At 35.5% G+C, this 21,064-nt stretch carries 13 protein-coding genes, 2 tRNA genes and 1 pseudogene; 14 read left to right on the top strand and 2 right to left on the bottom strand.

Annotation, left to right across the window (positions count from 1 at the left end; all coding sequences use genetic code 11):
• Positions 1 to 15: 15 nt before the first annotated feature.
• The 12 genes from M0P98_04960 (at position 16) to M0P98_04905 (ending at position 17,398) form a co-directional block, all read left to right on the top strand.
• Positions 16 to 912, top strand: a complete 897-nt coding sequence (locus M0P98_04960) for a peptidylprolyl isomerase (GenBank protein MCK9266215.1) — start codon at positions 16 to 18, stop codon at positions 910 to 912.
• Entirely contained in the window at positions 909 to 1,721 is an 813-nt protein-coding gene (locus M0P98_04955) for a SurA N-terminal domain-containing protein (protein MCK9266214.1), read from the top strand. The genes M0P98_04960 and M0P98_04955 overlap by 4 nt, the downstream gene beginning before the upstream one ends.
• Positions 1,722 to 2,717 carry a 4-hydroxythreonine-4-phosphate dehydrogenase PdxA gene (gene pdxA, locus M0P98_04950; GenBank protein ID MCK9266213.1) on the top strand — a complete coding sequence of 332 codons (996 nt, stop codon included), beginning with the start codon at positions 1,722 to 1,724 and terminating at the stop codon, positions 2,715 to 2,717.
• Between the two features lies 1 nt (position 2,718).
• A complete protein-coding gene (gene rsmA / locus M0P98_04945) occupies positions 2,719 to 3,588 on the top strand; it encodes a 16S rRNA (adenine(1518)-N(6)/adenine(1519)-N(6))-dimethyltransferase RsmA (GenBank protein ID MCK9266212.1) in 870 nt (289 codons plus the stop codon).
• A 2-nt stretch (positions 3,589 to 3,590) separates the two neighbouring features.
• A complete protein-coding gene (locus M0P98_04940; GenBank protein MCK9266211.1) occupies positions 3,591 to 4,754 on the top strand; it encodes a GuaB3 family IMP dehydrogenase-related protein in 1,164 nt (387 codons plus the stop codon).
• Between the two features lie 21 nt (positions 4,755 to 4,775).
• Positions 4,776 to 8,234 (top strand): DNA polymerase III subunit alpha, encoded by a 3,459-nt coding sequence (locus M0P98_04935; protein ID MCK9266210.1) that lies wholly within the window; start codon positions 4,776 to 4,778, stop codon positions 8,232 to 8,234.
• Positions 8,218 to 9,231, top strand: a complete 1,014-nt coding sequence (mtnA, locus tag M0P98_04930; protein ID MCK9266209.1) for an S-methyl-5-thioribose-1-phosphate isomerase — start codon at positions 8,218 to 8,220, stop codon at positions 9,229 to 9,231. The genes M0P98_04935 and mtnA overlap by 17 nt, the downstream gene beginning before the upstream one ends.
• A 5-nt stretch (positions 9,232 to 9,236) precedes the next feature.
• A tRNA-Val gene (locus tag M0P98_04925) sits at positions 9,237 to 9,309 on the top strand.
• A 220-nt stretch (positions 9,310 to 9,529) separates the two neighbouring features.
• A complete protein-coding gene (locus tag M0P98_04920) occupies positions 9,530 to 10,327 on the top strand; it encodes a PIG-L family deacetylase (GenBank protein ID MCK9266208.1) in 798 nt (265 codons plus the stop codon).
• 479 nt (positions 10,328 to 10,806) lie between these two features.
• Positions 10,807 to 15,000: a right-handed parallel beta-helix repeat-containing protein gene (locus M0P98_04915; protein MCK9266207.1), complete on the top strand. Its 4,194-nt coding sequence runs from the start codon at positions 10,807 to 10,809 to the stop codon at positions 14,998 to 15,000.
• Between the two features lie 83 nt (positions 15,001 to 15,083).
• Complete coding sequence (locus M0P98_04910; GenBank protein MCK9266206.1) at positions 15,084 to 17,258, top strand: hypothetical protein; 2,175 nt, start codon at positions 15,084 to 15,086, stop codon at positions 17,256 to 17,258.
• Positions 17,259 to 17,327: 69 nt separating this feature from the next.
• Positions 17,328 to 17,398 (top strand) — tRNA-Gly (locus M0P98_04905).
• A 31-nt stretch (positions 17,399 to 17,429) separates the two neighbouring features.
• On the opposite strand, the gene M0P98_04900 is transcribed toward M0P98_04905, so the two are convergent.
• Positions 17,430 to 17,894, bottom strand: coding sequence for a hypothetical protein (locus tag M0P98_04900; protein ID MCK9266205.1), 465 nt, complete (start codon positions 17,892 to 17,894; stop codon positions 17,430 to 17,432).
• Positions 17,895 to 17,984: 90 nt separating this feature from the next.
• Between M0P98_04900 and M0P98_04895 the strand changes: the two genes are divergently transcribed.
• Together M0P98_04895 and M0P98_04890 are read left to right on the top strand one after the other, a co-directional pair.
• Positions 17,985 to 18,986, top strand: a complete 1,002-nt coding sequence (locus M0P98_04895; protein MCK9266204.1) for a Xaa-Pro peptidase family protein — start codon at positions 17,985 to 17,987, stop codon at positions 18,984 to 18,986.
• A 36-nt stretch (positions 18,987 to 19,022) separates the two neighbouring features.
• Positions 19,023 to 19,865 carry a PIG-L family deacetylase gene (locus M0P98_04890; protein ID MCK9266203.1) on the top strand — a complete coding sequence of 281 codons (843 nt, stop codon included), beginning with the start codon at positions 19,023 to 19,025 and terminating at the stop codon, positions 19,863 to 19,865.
• Positions 19,866 to 20,012: 147 nt separating this feature from the next.
• On the opposite strand, the pseudogene M0P98_04885 reads toward M0P98_04890, so the two are convergent.
• Positions 20,013 to 20,786, bottom strand: a pseudogene (locus M0P98_04885) (site-specific DNA-methyltransferase).
• Positions 20,787 to 21,064 lie beyond the last annotated feature (278 nt).

Here is a 21,064-nt window from a genome sequence, read left to right as displayed (position 1 = left end):
AGAGAAATAATAAAAATGAAACTTCAAAAAATAAAGCAGGTAAAAGATTTTTTAAAAAAAAACAAGAAGATTGCTCTTATCACCTTGATATTTCTTATATTATTATTCTCAGTATTAACCATAAACAGTTTTCGTAATAGGAATGTGGTTGCAGTTGCAGGTGGTTATAAAATTACTGCAAAAGATATACTTATAGAGATGGAACTTTCTCCTGAATATTATAAACACTCTATTTATGAGGACCCAGAATCTGCTATTGATACTTATATTAACCAAATTCTTTTATATAAGAAAGCAAAAAGATATTCAAGAAGGTACCGTAAAGAAATCAAACCTAAAATGAAAAACTATTATATGAAGACTCTATCACAGGAGTATGTTGAAAATGAATTGGTTAAAAATATCACGATTGAAGATAATGTTATAGCTGAATATTATAACAATAATCTTAATGATTTTATTATTCCTGAAAGAGTAAGGATATATGAAATAGTACTCCCATCAAGAGAGAAAGCTGAAGAGGTTTTAAGAAGATTAAGTTACGGGGAATCTTTTGAAACAATAGCTTTAAAAGAATCTATCTCTGACAGCAGGTTACAAGCTGGGGATTTAGGGTGGATAGATGTACGAAAACTTGATAGCGAAATATCTGATATGGTAACTAAAATAACCCCGGGAGATGTTTTAGCCAACATAGTAAGAACTCATCTTGGATTCCATATTATTAAACTTGTAGGTAAAACAGAACGAAGGATTTTAACTATTAATGAAGCTACTCCTTCAATAACTGAAATGCTTAAGATTAAAGAAAAGAAGAGAGAGGTAGATACACTTATATCTCAAGAACGAGAAAAAGGTAAAATCAAAATTTTTAAAAACAGGGTAGAACTTCTAAAAAAGGGTTTGAAATGAAACAATTGATTTTTATATTAACAGTTTTTGTTCTTATCACATACGTATCTAATGCTGATAACAGGTCTGTTGTAACAGTTGGAAATAAGGCAATACTTGAAAACGAAATTAAAGCCCAAATGGGGCAAACGAGTGATTACAAATCAACAATTGAGCGGCTCATATTTGAAAAGTTGTTAATATTCCAAGCCGAACAAGAAGGGTTCAAAGCAACACCTGAAGAGATAGAGTCTGAAATTGCTAAAATAAAACTAACATTTACTGACGAAACAACCTTTTGGCAACACTTATCCCAGAACAATATTTCTCCTATCTTCTTTAAACAATCTATTGAAAATAGAATCAAAACAAATAAACTTATACGTAGCAGAGTAGTAAACAAAATAAAAATTACTCGTTCCGAACTAATGGAAGCAATGAGAGGTTACCAGACATTAAAAGAGTTATCGTATCTATTTTCTCTTAAATGGTTTAATACTCAAAAGGAAGCAGAAGAGTTTGTTTTAGGGTTTAACGAACAAAAATTGTCGGAAATGTCAACCCCAGAATGGTTAGAACAAAATAAGATTGTTTTAGAAGTTTTGCAAGCGATTGAACAGATACCTAACGGGGGCTTAACCTCTCCCTTCAAGTTGAATGAAAGGTTTTTAGTTGTATTTGTGAAAGAAAAGAAAGAAGAAGATATCAATGACATTGAAAAATTATACACAGAAGCAAGAAACATAATTTATCAACAGAAGTTTCATCAACAACTTGATAAATATATCAAAGAACTTCAAGCAACAATACCCGTGATTTACAATGAATAAATGCAAAACAATATTATAGGTATATCCTTAGGAGACCCTGCAGGCATCGGTCCTGAAATCTTCTTAAAAGCTTTTCCAAAAATAGCAACAATTAAAGGTTTTCTACCTCTTTTGATAGGCGATATTTCTGTTATATCAAAAAATTTAAAAATTTTAGATTTAAATTATAAAATTAAACCTATTAAAAAAAGTGTGGATATCGATGAAAATTACCTTAATATATATGACACTAAAACCATTTTGAACGAATCTTTTCCTATAGGTAAAGATTCAAAACAGTGTGGTATGGCTTCGTTTATTTATATTAAAAAATCTATACAACTATGGAAACAAGGAGATATCGAGGCGTTGGTTACTCTGCCTATTTCTAAAAAAGCCTGGCACCTTGCGGGAAACTTTTATTCAGGCCACACAGAACTTCTTGCCTCAGAATTGAATGCTTCTAAATATGCAATGATAATGATTGCAGGTAAAATAAGGGTCCTACTTATTACCACTCACATTCCTATAAGTAAAGTACCGCAAGTTTTAACTAAACAACTTATAACAGAAAAACTTAACACATCGTATCAGTTTTTAACAGATTTAGGTATAAAGGACCCTGTAATTGCAGTTTCTGCCCTTAACCCTCACGCTGGTGAAGAAGGTATAATGGGTGAAGAAGAAGAAAAAATCATTAAACCAGCAATAAAATCTTTTCAAAAAACTGCAAAATGTATAGGTCCTACCCCTTCAGATACAGTTTTTAAGTTAATCATTGAAAATAAGGTTGACCTTGTTGCTTCAATGTATCACGACCAAGCTCTTATACCTTTAAAAACATTCTTTTTTAACAAACTGGTAAATTATACAGCAGGTATACCTATGGTTAGAACTAGCCCAGGACACGGTACAGGTTTTGATATATCTTACTCAAAAAAAGCCAATCCTGGCAGTTTCATAGAGGCTTATAAAACTGCTACATATCTTGTTAAAGGAAGAAGAAAAAAGACTTAAAATGGAATTTTTAACTGTAAAAAAAATTATAAAACTGATACAGAGCGGACAGGTAAATGTAAAGAAACATCTTGGGCAGAACTTTTTGATAGATAGAAACTCAAGAGATAAAATCATCTCTTTTGCAGAAATAGAAGATACCGATACGGTTGTAGAAATTGGACCAGGTTTAGGCGCTCTTACAGAGAAGTTAATTGAACAATCTAAAGATGTATACGCCTTTGAAGTTGACCCTCAGTTTTGCGGTATATTAAAAGAGAGGTTTTCAGGCGTAAAATCTTTTCATTTATTAGAAGGAGATTTTCTGCAAGCAGACGAAAAATGGTGGCAAACTCTCCCCCCAAAAGTTAAACTTATAAGTAACACACCCTACTACCTCAGTTCTCAAATATCATTTAAAATTATTCAATTTCGTGACCATATAAGTACTGCTTTAATTACTGTTCAAAAAGAGGTTGGAGAAAAAATCACAAGCAAGTGGGGAAGTAAAAATTATGGAGAGCTCTCTGTTCTTAATTATATTTACACCAACTCAAAAATATGTTATTCTTTAAAAAGAGATGTTTTCTTTCCAAAACCAGAAGTAAATTCAGTAGTAGTCAAGATTCAACCTCTTGAAAAACCAAAATTTCAGATTGAAGAAGAAAAATCTTTTCAGAATTTTTTACATCATATTTTTATGTTGAGACGCAAAAAACTTATAAATGTAATAAATAAGGTATTCTCTTTAAAAAAAGAGGTATTCAAAAACATTTCTACCGAAGAACTTTTATTCTTTGACAAGAGAGCAGAAGATTTAACACCAGAAAATATATATAAGGTATTTACAATTATTAACGCATTAAAAAAAGATAACAAAGGAGAAACATAATTATGGCTATGTGGATAGGTGTCAATAGAAAGGCAAGAACTTGTTATGGTTTTGATGATATATCACTTGTTCCTGGAAATGTGACGATTAACCCAGAAGATGTAGATTTGTCCACACAGATAGGCAATCTACAACTGAAAATTCCTGTTATGGCAGCCGCAATGGATGGAGTTGTTGACCCAAAATTTGCAATTGAATTTGCTAATCAGGGTGGGTTAGCAGTATTAAACCTAATGGGAATATATACAAGATACAATGACCCTTATGAAATTATCGATAAAATTATTAAAAGCCCGTACAACCAATCAACATCTCTCATACAAAGCATCTATAAAGAACCCATAAAAGAGAACCTTATTGGGGAAAGAATAACTCAGATAAAGAAAGCTTGTGGAATCTGTTCTGTCAGTTCTATTCCTCAGTATGCGGAAAAATTTCTCGGAATAGCTAAAGAAGCAGGGGTAGATATATTTGTTGTGCAATCAACAGTAACAACTGCAAAACATATTTCTTCAAAGTATAAACCGCTTGATATCTCTTCTTTTTGTAAAACAGCCGATATTCCTGTAATAGTGGGTAATTGTGTCACTTTTAATGTAACTATGGAACTTATAGAAACAGGGGTAGCTGGAATACTTGTAGGTATAGGGCCAGGGGCGGCTTGTACAACAAGACAAGTCCTTGGGCTTGGGGTTCCTCAGGTAACCTCTACAGCAGACTGTGCAGCAGCAAGGGATATTTATTACAAAAAAACAGGTAGATACGTGCCTATGATAACAGATGGTGGAATGGTAAGTAGTGGAGATGTCTGTAAAGCATTTGCAGCAGGCGCTGATGCTGTAATGATTGGTTCTGCCTTTGTAAAATCAACTGAATCTCCCGGCAAAGGTTACCATTGGGGTATGGCTACCTCAGACGAGAACCTCCCGAGAGGGACAAGAGTTAATGTTGGTGTTTCATGCACACTAAAAGAGATTCTTTATGGTCCAGCAAAAGTAGATGATGGTTCTCAGAACCTTATCGGAGCATTAAAACTTTCGATGGGTTCTCTTGGGACAAAAAATATAAAAGAAATGCATACAGTGGAAATGGCTGTCACGCCATCTATTAAAACTGAAGGAAAGATTTACCAGTCATTGCTTAAAGCAGTAAACAAGAAAGAATAATTATTGATAAAGGATGTTAAAATGAAAGATTTTGTTCATCTGCACGTACACACCGAGCATAGTCTTCTTGACGGTATGTGCAGAATTTCTGAAGTTCCAAAACTTGCCCGTAAATACGGTATGAAAGCTATTGCAATCACAGACCACGGGACAATGGGTGGAGCTATAAAATTTTATGAATCTGCTATAAAAAACGGAGTAAAACCAATTATCGGGTGTGAAATGTATATTGCGCCCAAAAGCCGCTTTGATAGAGATGCACGCGGTAAAAGGGACGCTTTTTTCCATATTACTCTTTTAGCGAAAAACTTTAAAGGTTATCAGAACCTTTTAAAACTATCTACCCTTTCTTTTACTGAAGGTTTTTATTATAAACAACGGATAGATAAAGAGATTTTAGCCCAACATTCCGAAGGGATTATAGCCCTTGGTGGATGCCTCAAAGGAGAAGTCAACTCTCTTCTTTTAAAAGGAAAAGGGGTAGAAGCAGAAAGAGTTGCTAATGAATATTTAGATATAATGGGTAAAGATAATTTTTATCTTGAAATTATGGACAACAAGATACCCGAACAAAATAGCGTCAACAGAATGGCTATTGAACTGGCAAAAAAAAATCAGATAGGCCTTGTTGCAACAAACGATTGCCACTACCTGTATAAAGAAGATGCTTTTGCCCACGATGTACTGTTATGTATCCAAACCCAAGCACATATCGATGATATAGAAAGGATGCGGTTTCAAACTGATGAGTTCTATTTTAAAACTCCCGAGGAGATGAAAGAAGCATTTAAAGAGGTACCTGAATCTATAAAAAATACTGTAGAAATAAGCGAAAAGTGTACTCTATCTCTACCTATGGGAGAATACCATTTTCCAAAATTTATCCCGCCCGACAACCTTACTCCCGATGAATACCTTGAAAAACTCATAAAAATGGGGTTAAAAAAGAAGTTTAATATAGAGTGCGAAGAATTAAAAGAGGATGACCCCAACGAAGTTATATCAAAAACAGCTTATGAGTATGGAATAATACAAAAGATGGGGTTTCCAAGTTATTTTCTTATAATTAACGATTTTGTTGAAGAAGCAAAAAAACAGAAGATTATGGTAGGGCCAGGTAGAGGTTCTGCCGCCGGTAGTTTGGTAGCCTACCTTTTGAATATTACAGAAATAAATCCGCTCCCATACAACCTGATATTTGAAAGGTTCCTTAACCCCGACAGGGTAAGTTTACCTGATATAGATATAGATTTTTGTGATAGAAGACGTGTTGAGGTTGTTGATTATATTAAAAGGAAGTATGGAGAAAAGAATGTTGCACAGATAGGTACTTATGGAAGAATGACCGCAAGAGCTGTCTTAAAAGATGCCGGCCGAGCACTCGGGTTTACTTTTGATAGTGTCAACAAAATTGTAAAACTTATCTCTCAGGAACTTAATGTTTCTCTTGAAGACGAAGTTCGCTCAAACTCTGAAATAAAAAAACTTGTTGAATCTGATGAAAAAATTAAAGAACTTTTTGATATAGCCCTTAAACTTGAAGGTTTAGCAAGACACACATCTTTACATGCGGCAGGTCTTGTTATCACAGAGAAAGCAGTTGACGAGTATGCGCCTCTATTCTGTGGCGATAAAAAAGAACTTGCGACACAATATGAGATGGAAGGTATAGAGAAAATTGGGTTATTAAAGATTGATATACTTGGATTAAAAACTCTATCTGTAATAGAAGATACAATTGCTCTTATAAAAGATAGAAAGAAAACAGAGATACTTGATTTTCCTCTTGATGATGCTAAAACATACTCCCTATTAGCAGAAGGTAATTCTAAAGGAGTGTTCCAACTTGAAAGTAAAGGTATGCAAGAACTTTTAAAAGATACAGAACCTCAAACTTTTGAAGATATAATAGCAATTCTTGCTCTTTATCGACCTGGTCCAATGAAAAGTGGAATGGTAAAAGAGTATACAAGGCGAAAGAAAGATCCTTCTTTAATTAAGTATGACCACCCTACACTAGAACCTATACTGAAAAGCACTTATGGAGTTATTCTATACCAAGAACAGGTAATGGAGATAGCCCATAAAATGGCAAAATTTACTATGGGACAGGCAGACGAACTGCGTAAATCTATGGGGAAAAAGAATCCTGAAAATATGGAACAGAAGAGAGGATTATTTATTGAAGGCGCAAAAACTAACGGAGTTAAAGAACAGGTTGCTAAAAAAATCTTTGAACAGATTGTGAAATTTGCAGGGTACGGGTTTAATAAATCTCATAGCGCAGGGTACGCCTTGTTATCCTATCAGACAGCTTACCTTAAAGCAAATTATCCGCTTGAATTTATGACATCTGTATTAAATAGTGAAATGAATAATTTTGATAAAATTAGCGAATACATCCCAGAGTGCGAAAGAATGAATATATGGGTTTTACCGCCAGATGTAAGCGAAAGTGAAGAACGTTTCAAAATATTTGGTAATGATATCATATATGGGCTCGGAGGGATAAAAAATGTTGGTTCGAGAGCAGTACAATCTATACTTGAAGCTAAAAAAGAAGGGGATTTTACGTCTTTATTTGATTTTTGTGAAAGGGTTAACCTCAGAGCAACAAACAGAAAGGTAATAGAAAGTTTAATTAAGGCTGGCGCTTTCGATTTTCTTGAAATCCCGAGGTCCCAAAATTTTATTATGATTGATGATGCTATCGATTATGGTTCAAAAATGCAGAAAAAAGCTGAAGACGGGATAATGGAAATCTTTGCACAAGATAAGACCAAGGGAATACCTCAAATGAACCAAGATACTTTGACATCTTTACCTGAATGGACAGACGTTAAACTTCTATCTTATGAAAAAGAGGTGCTCGGAGTATATATAACAGGACACCCTCTTGAAAGGTATACCTCTTTAATGAAAATGTTTTCTACTATATCTTCAAGCGACCTTGAGAAAATTCAAGAAAATTTAAATGTTTGTATTGGAGGTATGCTTGTTGATGTTAAAAGAACAACCACAAAAAAAGGTGACCGGATGGCTTGGGGAGAGATAGAAGACCTTACAGGTAGAGTTAAAGTCCTATTTTATCCACCAGTATATAAGAAATCATCGTCTATAATAAAAGCAAACACCATAATTTTTATAAAGGGTCGACTTGAAAAGAAAGATAGAACAACAGTAGTTGCAGATGAAGTAACAAGTTTAAGTAGCGCTGAAAAAAATAAACTTTTATCTAATGTTGAATTTGATATCAGTACACCGATAGAAGATGAAACACTCAACGACCTAAAAGAACTTTTTATTAAGAATAAAGGTGATTGCCCTGTATTCATAAATCTTCTTCTTGAAGGTGGCACAAAAAAGGTAAAAATAAAAGTTAATGGGTACACAGTAAACCCCAACATAGATTTTTTAGAAAACCTCCAGACTATTCTTGGGACAAAAATTTTTACTCAGGACAATGAAACCTTATATTAAAACTTTATGGTGGGAAAATAATAACCTTTATATAATAGACCAACAGAAGTTACCTTCAGAAGAAACGGTTCTACAACTAAAGACAGTTAAGGATGTTTGGAACGCAATTAAAAATCTCCAAATTAGAGGAGCACCAGCAATAGGGTGCGTGGCTTCGTTTGGAGTAGTTCTTTCTGCTATAAATTCAAAAACATCAGATATAGATTCTTTAAGAGAAGAATTGAAAAAAGATATCAAATACTTAAGCAAATCTCGCCCTACCGCTTATAATCTTTTTTATGCACTCGAAAGGATGGAAAATCTTATATATAATGGTAAACATCTTTTAGTAAAAGATTTAAAACAATCTCTTATTGAAGAAGCAAAAAAGATATATTTAGAAGACTTGCAATGTTGTTACAATATAGGTATAAACGGCGCAAAACTTATAAAAGAAGGTACCTCTATTTTAACCCACTGCAATGCTGGAGCCCTTGCAACTTCTGGTATAGGAACGGCTCTTGCCCCTATGTTTGTGGCTAAAAAAAAGAATATAAGGTTTAATGTATATGTTGACGAAACAAGACCTGTCCTACAAGGAGCAAGACTTACAGCGTGGGAATTAAAGAAAGCAAAAATTCCTTACACTCTTATATGTGATAATATGGCAGGACATCTTATGCAGAACAGAAAAATAGATATGGTAATTACAGGAGCCGATAGGATAGCAATAAATGGAGATACAGCCAACAAGATTGGAACTTATGCTTTGGCTATCCTTGCTCATTACCATAAAATCCCTTTTTATATAGCAGCCCCTTACTCTACCTTTGATAAAAATATAAAGAACGGACAAGATATTATTATAGAAGAACGTTCTCCAGAAGAAATACAAAAGATAGGAAATACTTTTATATCACCTAAAGATGCCCCTGTTTTTAACCCTGCGTTTGATGTAACACCAGCAAAATTTATTAAAGCATTTATTACTGAAAATGGTATAATAGAAAAGATGTAGCACTTGGGCGGTTGGCTCAGGGGTTAGAGCGCTTGCTTCACACGCAAGAGGCCGCAGGTTCGATTCCTGCACCGCCCACTAATTATATTTTCATAAACACTTCTTACCTTCAGGGCATATTTATTGTCTGCTGTTCTGTTACCTTTAGAACAACAAAACTGAACATCTGTTTTACTCAAGAAATTATACCTACAATATTGATATATCTTGAATAAAAATGTTAAACTTCTTACAGGTATTTATACTATTTTCAGTTATAGTTAAATATGTAAAAACATTTAATATTTTGGAGAGATATATGAAAAAAACTATAATGGTAATTGGTGCTCATGCAGATGATATAGAGGTCCAGGCAGGAGGAACTCTGGCAAAGTATCTTGATAAAGGATACAAAGGTGTATATATACTTGCGACCGATGATTCTGCTGGTATATGTCTTGATGAGAACGGAGAGTATAAACGGTTTCTTCTGCCAAGAGAAAGTAAAGACGAGAGGCACCTGGAAGCAGAAGAAGGAGCAGCTATCTTTGGTCTTAAACCCAAATTCCTTGATTTTAAGCAGAGGTTCTTCTGTGACAGAAAAGGTAATTTCTACTACTTTGGTACTGAGGAGTACATCAGAATGGCTATACCTGAAAGCAGAGATTGTATTCTTGCAGCCCCTGAAAAGAGAGACTGTGTTGACCTTCTTAAAAATATAATAATAGAAGAGGAGCCTGAGATAATCTTTACGCATCAACTCGATTTAGATCCAGAACATAGAAACGTATCTAGCCTTGTCTTTAAGGCATTTAAGTTGGCAGAGCAGGAAGTGGAGTTGGGGACTTTATATAACTGGGGTCCAACGTCCGCAGGCGAGATAAAACATATCAAGCCAGATATGCTAATTGATATCAGTAAATATTTTAAAACAAAACTTGAATCCTGTTACGTATATAAAAGTCAGGTAGATGAAACGTTTAAAAGAATTGTTAATCAGAGAGCTGAATGGTGGGGAAAAGAACTTGGCGTTCCTTACGGGGAAGCTTTTATAAAAATATCTCCAGCAGACCCGGATATATATAACCGTGATCAGATTCTTGCCTTCTGGGACTAAAAAACTTATTAAAAATCTTGACACATACCCCTTATATCTTCTGTCAAACTTGGCTATACTTTAACCTTTAATTGCGAGTTTTATCTTTACGTTTTTGCCTTCTACCCTAAGGGGGAAAGGATTAAGAATAAGGGGGGCAGTTTGCAATCTAAGGGAAAAAGAAAGACATAACGACAAAGGCAAAGCATAAAAGAAAAAGACCCCCTCACCTTTTATTCCTCTCCCCCAGAGGAGAGGCAAATTAGTGCAAGCCTAATTTATAAATCTGCTTCCTATACGTCTAAGCTTATTTCTTGAACTCGTCTTTATCCTATACACTATTGTTATATTGAAGTAAGTATGGAATCCTGTTTTAGGTGTTAACATATTACCTACAATATTGGTATATCCTAAGTAAAAATGTTAAACTTCTTTAAAAAAATAGTATTTACAAACGATAATCGAATGTAAGAAAACTTTACGAGAGTATGGAGGGTCTTATGAAAAAAATATTAGTTTGTATGTATACACTTCTTTTTTTATGCAACCTGCTTAAAGCCTCTGATTCTGGCTATCAGGAGTGGCAAAAAAAACGAGACTCACTTCTCCAATCCCCAGATGTTGTTGCGTACTATACCTTTGAGAACTTAAAAGAAGACAAGACAGTCCTCAAAGACCTGAGCCCAAATAAGAGAGACCTCACTTATGTCCCATATAAAGACCCAAAAACAAAAGAGATCTTTGATGACCTGCAAACCATAGAAGGCCGGTGGAGTGAAAAGACTGCAGGAAGATTTATAGAATCCTTTTATCAGGGAGTACCCTTAAATATAGAAAATAAACAATTTACAGTAGAAGCTTGGTTTAGAAGAGAAGGTAGCGGACACAACCTTCCATTTTCTTCAGCAGGATTTAGAAACGGCTGGTGCGTGGAGTTTATATTTAGAGAAGGGCAGGCAGCCGATATCTATTTTGGTATAGGACGTCCGGAGGTCTATTATGCGAAAGTTAGTGCAAAAGTAGCAATTTCTGAAAAGATATGGCACCACTTTGCTTCCACCTGGGATGGCAAAGAGATGAAGATATTCATTGATGGTAAACTGGTATGTAAAGAGGTAGATATTGCGATTATTGAAGATGGTAAGAGAAAAAGAGTAAAGATAGATGGATATAGCGGTGATTACACCCCCACAAAAGTCCCTTTCAAGGTTGGTCTGGGAATACACAAGAAGGCTTTTAAGAGAAGACCCATCATAGATTTGGATGAGGTTGTTATATATAACAGAGCGTTGAGTGAAGAAGAGATTTCAGTACTTGGGAAGGGAAGTGCCAATATATCGGAGAAAGAAATCTTTGCAACAGCAGATGAGTATATAAGAGCAAAGAATTATAAAGGGGCTATAGAAGAATATAACAAACTCAAATCGTTGCCCAATTTCGGAACTGAGTTTGCTCTATTTAATATATCTGAAACATACAGGACAGCTAAAGATTATGCTTCTGTCCATAAGACATACGGAGAGATTTTTAATCTTCCTAACCTGACTTCTTATTACCGTATATATGGACTATTCAGACAGGCGGAGGTATATATTGAACAGAAGAATTTTGGAAAGGCAAGAGAGAATTGTAGCCAGATATTAAAGATTAAAGATGCTCTCGCCTCCCACGTTTTTAAGGCAGAGTTACTTAAAGGAGATACATACCGATTTGAACGGAAATATTCTTTGGCAAGACCTATATATACAAAATTATTGATACAGCAGGAAACTTCTGACTACCCACACGAAGGGCGTAGAACAGAACTTATAGAACGCCTTGAACTGACAGACGGATTGAAAGACGGTGAAGTAGAAAAGAGCAGACAAGAAAAATGGCTTGAGATAATCAATAGTCCCAAACAAGTTATTTATGTTTCCCCCAAAGGAAAAGATACCAACTCAGGCACCCAAAAAAGCCCTTTTGCCACAATTAAAAGAGCACAAGAAGAGGTGAGAAAGATAAGAGAGAAGGGGCTACCGAAAGGAGGGATTACTATCTTTTTGAGAGAAGGAAGATATTTTTTAACTGAAAGCATATCTTTTGAAAGAAAAGACTCCGGATTGGAAGGGTCTCCAATAGTATATAGAAGTTATCCCGGTGAAAAGGTGAGATTGATAGGTGGAGTGGAAGTAAAAAAGTTTGTTAAACTTAACGACCCTAATATTATAAGAAGGTTACCGGAAGAAGCCAGAGATAAGGTATGGGTTGCTAACCTTAAATCAGAAGGGATAACAGATTACGGTGAGTATAAAAACCGCGGGGGACAGAACCATCAAGATACTATATCTGCCTTAGAGTTTTTTTATGGCGAGAAAGTAATGCAGATAGCCAGATGGCCCAATGAATGGTTTGCCAGAACAGGAAAGATTCCAAGTCCTGATGGAGAGATAGGAGGTAGAGGTAAATTCAAAAAAAGCGTAATTCATTACCAAGGAGATAGACCCGAAAGATGGCTTGAAGAGAAGGATATATGGCTACACGGTTTCTGGTACTTTGTATATAATAAAGACCACGTAAAAATAAGAAATATAGACACTAAAAATCATACAATATCTCTATTTGAGGATACAAGGTGGTCCCCTTCTTACGCTTTATACAATACACTTGTTGGAGAAGATGTTCCCTATTATGCTTACAATCTTCTATGCGAACTGGATTCTCCCGGCGAATGGTACCTTGACAGGGAGACAGGAAAACTATACTTTTATCCACCTGATGGCAATATCAGTAAAGAAGCACTAATATCAACACTTTCCACTCCTATTCTTTCAATCAATGGCGCTTCCAATATTGCCTTTTTTGGGCTTACACTGGAGATAACAAGAGCCAGTGGAGTAGAGATAAGAGGTGGATATAACAATATTATTGCTTCCAGTATAATACGTAATACTGGTCAACGGGGAATATTGGTTGAAAACGGTTGGAACCATACTGTTGTTGGCTGTGATATCTACGATAATGGCGCAGGAGGTATCTTGCTTAGCGGCGGGGACCGGGTAAAACTTATACCTTCAAGACATACTGCTGAGAATAACCATATCTATCGCTTCAACCGTTTTAGCGGAGGTAGTTATGCTAACGGTATAAGACTTTTTGGGGTAGGACAGAGGGCTTCTCATAACCTTATGTACGAATCTCCCGCTATAGCAATGGTTTTTGATGCCAGCGACCATATTATGGAATATAACGAAATACACGACGCTCCTACTGAAGGGAGAGAGATTGGCGCTATATATATTTATGGCGCTCACAATAATTGGAGATGGTTAAACAGGGGCTCAGTAATAAGAGGCAATTTTGTTCATCACATAAGTTCACACTCATCACCTAACCTTACACATGGGATAAACGCTATACATTTAGACGGTAGAAACGGTGGTCTTGTGATGGAAAACAATATCTTCTATAGATTTTCCAGTGGTATATCCTGCTCTCATCCTGATATGCGTATTGAAAACAATATTTTTATTGATGCCGAAAGGAGAGGAATGCATATTGGCGAGAGAGGGCTGGACTTCTTTTTTGATTCAGAAGATAATCCAAAAATGAGGAGCATTATATCTTGGGGTAAAAAATTGGAAAGCCTCAGGTATAAACAACCGCCCTGGAGTTACAGGTACCCGCAACTTGTAGTTGCCCTTATTGATAAACAACCTATGAGAACAAAAAACACTATTGTAGAAAGGAATATCAGTACAGGAGGACCTTTTTATGCTATGGGCCAGATAGTAAAGGAGGATAACCCTGTAAGGAACAACTGGGACGGTGAAGAGCCATACTTCTTCAACAGAAAAGAAGCAGATTTTAAGGTTAGACCAGGAGCACCTGTCTTTGGTCTTACAGGGTATGAACCGATTGAGGTAGATAAAATCGGTATTTACAAAGATCCACTAAGGGCAAGTTGGCCTATCAATAGGGATAAGAAAGATATAGGAAAATATTATAATCCGGACTGGACACCTTTAAAGAATGCTCCGTCCACAGTAATGGCACCGGTAAAACGTATCAGCCCTCCCGCCTATTATAATGTTTTTTTAAGGAAGAACCCCATAAACATAGACGGAAAACTTGATAAGAACGAATGGAACGGATTGAATTTAAGAGATGTTATGGTGATAGATAAAGAACATATGGGAGAAGATACCAAAGGAGCCCCTACATACGCCTGGCTCTTATATGATAAAGATTATCTTTATATAGGAACAAAACACCAGCCGGACCCTTTTGAAGAGGGAATGTTGCCTCGTTTAAAAGGGCACTCCCCGTGGTTTGAAATAGGAATTGAGACCCAGCATGGAAAGCATAGTAAAGATTGGTGGAACGACGATATGGTAACAGGTCCTGTATATATTTTCACAGGAAAGATTAACGGAGAGTTTGTTGTTCACAACCCGTTTGGTATGCCTTATGCAAACGTTGTTAAACTACAAAAATCCATTGAATATAAAACGTTTATTATAGATAAAGATACTTCTGAATGGACCTCTGAGATGAAGATACCATTTGCTGATATAGGTATTAACCCAGATAATGTTGAACACCTTGCTTTCAGTATTGGTACATATAAAAAGAGAGGATTTTTTAACTGGATACCTACCGGTTCTCGGTTATGGCGCGTAGAAAATGCTGGCTTTATTAAACTGGTAAAATAGACAGATCAATTCTTTGTAAAAGGTTATCCAATGTGTGTGATAATTTTAACAACCTTAAGCAAACAAAATTGGGAGAGTTAAAGATGATGACAAAAGATGTCAGGACGATTTTAAACAAAGATAGATCCAGGGAGCTTAAACTGGTAATACTTGGAAACGAGATAGAGTTTACTCTATCAACCACAGAAAAGACTACCTTTAACTTTACCTATTCCTCTATGAACCCTTTCTCGGTTACAAAACCCTGGAAGCTTTTCTACGAGAAACCTGAAGAGTTGATACTAAATATGCTCAACAAAGGTAGCATTAAAGTAGAAGCGAAGTACAAACTCTGTAAGATTAAAGATGTTTTTTCTTTTATAGGGGAATATCTGTACTTAAAACGGAAGTGGGAGTTCTATGAAAACCCTGATATTACTCACCTTTCTTTCGGGACAAGTTTACTTTCTGGTCCCGGAGATAACCAGAAAGTAAATATTCCCCACGTTATCTATAACGGCAACCCATCCGCTTCAGAATTAACACTGGTACCAAGATTAAAAGAGGTCGAAGGATATTCAGTTGTTGTGGAAGAGCACCGTCTACCTATTCCTGCTGTTAATGTTGAATGGGAGAATAAGAAGGACAGGTTTACTTCCTTTACCCTATTTTCTGTACCTTCACAAATCTTCGGTAAAAAATCTCAAGAAGAACGCTGGTGGTCTTCTGGTGTTGTCAGAACAGGAGAAGCCTGGAAAATACTTAATATGAGCGGTATAGTTGCTTTAAACAATATGCCCGACATAATTCACGATAACAGGTTTGCTCCTGTAGAACTGCCCGGAGGCGGATATATTAATTTACAGAAGGATAGCAGGGTATTCGAAAAAGAACTTTACATTGACCTGTCTGACTGTAGAGAAGGGCGAGGGTTTAAGCGTATGTTTCCAATAGGCTGGGAGATTCTTCGCCCAAAAACGGAGGGTTTGTTTGGTCTTGAAGAAACTATCAGGTTAAAAAAGAATGCTATGCTGTCAAGATGGGTTGAAGGAGAGATAAACGGGTTTGTTAACGTTCTGGATTCTTATGAGGAAGGCAACAACTCTAAAAGCCCTCCTGCTATATCTTTTGGGTGGACAGGGCAGAACTTGCGACTTGCCTGGTGCGCTTTCGCACTTGGTATAAGAGAGAATAATAAAGACCTCCTAAATATGGGCAACAAGGTGATGGACACTTTTTCAAATGCACCATATATTGGTAAGGAAAAAGGGTTAAAATTTACAAGATATGATATAACTACTAAGAAGTGGGTTGGTAGTTATAAAGAAAACCACGTTCCGGTAAGAGCTTTTGGAGAAGCAATGAGCAATTTTTGTGATTGTATTTTACTACTAAGAGCCAATGCACTACCTGTAAAAGATAGTTGGTTAAAGACGGTTAAAGAAGTAGGGGAATTTTTATGTAAAAAAACTGCTCTTAATAAAGCGGGTATATATCCTCTCTTTTTCACTGCCAAAGGAACTCCGGCAGATGAACTTGTTGTTGCGGGAGGTGCTCCCTGTGTTAGCGTACTTCTTTTTGCTTATGAGATAACAGGAGAAGAGAAGTTTCTTAAAAAGGGTTTAGAGATACTTGAGAGATACTACCTATTGTTTGGGGATAAGTTGAGAACCCCATTCAGTCACAGCACACTCGACGCCAAATGCGAGGATAAAGAGGCTGGCCTTCTCTTTTTTATTGCAGCCTATAAAGCATTTCTTATTACTGGCAACCCAAAATATAAAGATTACGCTCAACTTGCTGTTGAATGGTCTAACACCTTTGTTTACCTCTGGGACCCCGGTTTTATTGAAGGCACTCTACTGGAAAAGAAAAGGTTTAAGGCGACCTTCTGGCCAGGAGTAAGTGTTCAAAACATTCATCTTGATGTCTTTTTCTATCCGTACGAGGTTTACCAATTTGGGAAATTGATTGGAAATGAAAGATGGGTAAAGATGTGCAAAGGTATGATGAAGGCCTGGACACACGGGATTTGCAGATACCCCGGTGATTGGGGATTCTCTATACCGGGGCAACAGGGAGAACAGTTTTACCATACAAATAATTCCTTAGCAATGAAATATCCACCTATAATCAAAAGATCCGAGCACGGAGTGCCTACTTGCGGTTGGCGGGGAGGATTTAATCCGTGGAGTACTTCCTGGATTATCGCTTCTGTACTTCAGTCTGCTATACGTTTTCTTGAAGAAGAAGAGAGGGTAACAGTTCAAAAAACTTAGTGATAAATTCAACTATTGCATTTTGTCTCTGTTAATGTTAATATTGTAGATATATTATACCTCATTATTGCGGGATTAACTCAGGGGTAGAGTACGAGCTTCCCAAGCTCGGAGCACGGGTTCGAACCCCGTATCCCGCTCTTACTTTTGGCACAGGTGTGAACCATAACACTATTTTTTTATAGATTGTATAAGTTTTTCAAACCGTTTCACAGAAGGCAGATATTTCATTTGGAGAGAAATATTTAAAATAACAAATAGCACAAGCCAACTGATATTGGAGCATATAATATAACCAATAAATCCTAATATTGAAATCATATTAAGCAAAAATAACATTATAAATATATATGCAAAATAAGAAGATTTATTCTCATCTAGCCGTGAATCATCATTTTGCACAAATAACCTACTTGCAAAAAACTCAGATATACCATCATTAAAAAAGACTATTAAAACTCCTATGCCAAACAATATATACTGAGCAATTCTTGCCATACCTATATCATAACCTTCAACCAGACCAATAAAATTATGTTTTTCTAAATATATCCCCAGAAAAAAAAGGAGAAAAGGAGGAAACATAGAAAAGTAGCCAAATTTTTTTATTCTGCTCCAATATTTTGTATCATACATTATTTATCCCTTTAACATAAAGTTTAAAAATATGTTATAATAGAGAAGTTTACAATAAAACTCTTTTTTTGTCCAATTATATATAAGCAAATGAACTACAAAAAACGTATAAATATTATAAGAAACTATCTAAACAAAGAAAAAACAGACGCTCTTCTTATAAAAGACCCTTCTAATATATTTTATTTAACAGGTATACTTGAAACAGAAGGGTTTCTTCTTATAGATAAAGATAAAACAACTCTTTTTTTACCAGCGCTATATAAAGAAGAAGCCAACCAACTTGATAACCAGTACATAATTGAACCTTTAAATTTAACTGATTTTAAAAAGGTTCTTTCAGGATATAAAAGAGTTTCTTTCATAGCTACAGAATTAACTTATAACCTCTTTTCTTTACTACAGAAAGACAATAAAACCACATTTGTAGCAACACCTGATATTATAAAAGATATCAGAATGATAAAAGAAGAAGAAGAGTTAGTTCTAATAAAAAAAGCATTATCTATTAACCACAAAGTTTTTCAACAGATAGAGAAACAAATTGAAACAGGTATGCGGGAAACAGAGGTAGCTGGAGAGATACATTATCTTATAAGACACCTCGGCGGGAGAAAAGAAGCCTTTGAACCAATTGTTGCTTCTGGATTAAATTCTGTCTATCCGCACCATAGAAATAGCGATAGAAAAATAAGAAAAAACCAGCCGTTGGTAATTGATGCAGGCACAGATTATAGAGGGTATAAGAGCGACCTTACCAGAACATTATTTTTAGGTACCCCTCCAAAAAAACTTGTTGAACCATTTAAGGTGTTACAAGAAGTTCTTTTAAAAACTATTGAATTTGTAAAACCAGGTATGGTAGGAAAAGAGATTCATTCTTTTGCAGTTGAAGTTTTAAAGAAGAACAAACTTGATAAATACTTTATACACGGGCTTGGACACGGGGTAGGTATAGATGTTCACGAAAAACCTTTTTTGAACTCTCAAAGTACAGATATTATACAAAAAGGGTGTGTTTTAACAATAGAACCGGGTATATACATTCCACAAGTAGGTGGAATGCGTTTAGAAGAGATGTTAATAATTTAACCACAAGTATTATATTTACAATAAAGGAGGATTTTTATGATAAAAGTTATGTCAATAATGGCTCATCAGGATGATTTTGAATTCAGAGCTGCAGGAACTTTCGCTCAAATGAAAAAGAAGCACGGTAACGACATCCAGATAAAGCTCATAAACACAAGTCGCGGTGCAACAGGGCACCATATTATGAGCCCAGACGAAACCTTTCAGGTTAGAACAAAAGAGTTTGCAAAAAGTGCTGCTATCATTGGAGCTGAAGCAGAATGTTTAACCCAACTTGACGGAAGCCACGTGCAGGCACAGGTTTTTGTTGACAGGAATTTTCTTGGAGGTTTGTGGAACACTATAAGGGCTTTTGAACCAGATTATCTCTTCTGCCCACCAATTACAATCAATCCACTCAACGGAATACATATAGACCATTACAATACTGCTGTTGGTGTTAGGATGATTGCATACCAACTTTGTGTTCCTAACGCATACCCAACAATAGGCGGTCCTGTTAAAAAAAGAGTTAAGATGCCTCTCATAATAAATGTTGATGATGCTTCCTACTCAACCACAGTAGAGTACCATATTTCAAATGATGTAACAGATACATTTGAAACAAAAATGGAAATGTCTTTATGTCACTACTCTCAACTTATGGAATGGCTTCCCTTCTCAAGAGGAGAAGAACCACCAACAGATACAAAATGTAGAGAAGATTTTATAAAAACCAATAAAGATCTAAATGTAGTTTATGGAAAAAGTCTTGATAGGTATAGAGAGTTTTTCTCTTTTACTTCTTGGGGAAGAAAAGTTTTAATGGAAGATATAGAAAAGGTCTTTATTAATGTTGAAAAAGACCAGCAGTACCAAAACTTCATAAAGACTTTATAATTATAGTTTTACGCAACTATAATAAATAACTTTGTTGATGGAGGTGAGTCCTCAACGCCTTATCCTAAGTGTTTTTTATTACGAGGGATTCTGTTGTGGAGGTTTCACCTCCATCTTTTTTATGAGGTTTTATATTTCATAAAAGCATTAAGATTTGGCAATTCGTTCTTTTGCCATATCCACATATTTTTTACTTTTATCAATCCCAATCCAGTTACGACCTAATTTTTTAGCAACGAAAGCGGTTGTTCCACTACCTAAAAACGGGTCTAAAACTATATCACCTTTATTAGAGGAAGCAATAATTATCCTCTTTAGCATTTCCTCTGGCTTTTGCGTGGGATGTAGAGCTCGCCCGTCTTTTCCTCTTAGCCGTTATTTTCCTTGAACCAGAGGAAGCAACCAAACATCTCTCATTTGTTTTGCCGAACCGTTCTTCTGTTTTTCAGGATTTATATTTTTCAATTCTTCGTAATTAAAAATCCATTTTTTACCCTTTACAGCCCAAACAACAAATTCAGTAGAGTGCGTAAAAACTCTTTTTGTCATATTTGGCATTGCATTTATCTTTTGCCAAACGATAACATTATTAACCTTAAAATCAAGCTGTTTTAAAATAATCATTACTTCTGAAAGATTATGATAAGTACAAGATATATAGATTGAGCCATTAACTTTCAAAACTTTGTGGCAAGCTCCAATCCATTTACGAGAAAATTGCACATATTCGGAAACAGTCATTTTATCCCATTCCTCATTAACCATATACCAATCACCGCCAGTTTTATTGCCTTCCCATTTTAGACTATTTCCTGAAAGGTTATAAGGCGGATCAGCAAAAATCAAATCAATAGACTCCTTGTCAATCTTTTCATTTAATATTTTTATGCAATCACCTATATAAATAGTATTGATCTTCATAATCATTACCTTGCTAAAAGTGCTTTTTGCCATAAAGTAATAGCGTTCGGTATTTGCTCAACCCATTCTTCAGAATGGGCTACAGAACTTGTCAAATTTAAAATCTGTTCATACAAATTCGAAAGTTCGTCATGAATAAATCGCTTGCCTTCTTTTTTAATCCGTAACTTTGCAAGTTTTAAGTAATATGCAAATTTAATTTCTCAATTATTTTTCGTGTCGGTTTTGGTATTTCCAAATCAATCCAGTGATTTGATATTTTTACTTTACGGATTTTG

The organism is bacterium (assembly GCA_023230585.1).
Taxonomy (GTDB): domain Bacteria; phylum Ratteibacteria; class UBA8468; order B48-G9; family JAFGKM01; genus JALNXB01.
This window is presented reverse-complemented; position numbering and strand designations above follow the sequence as displayed.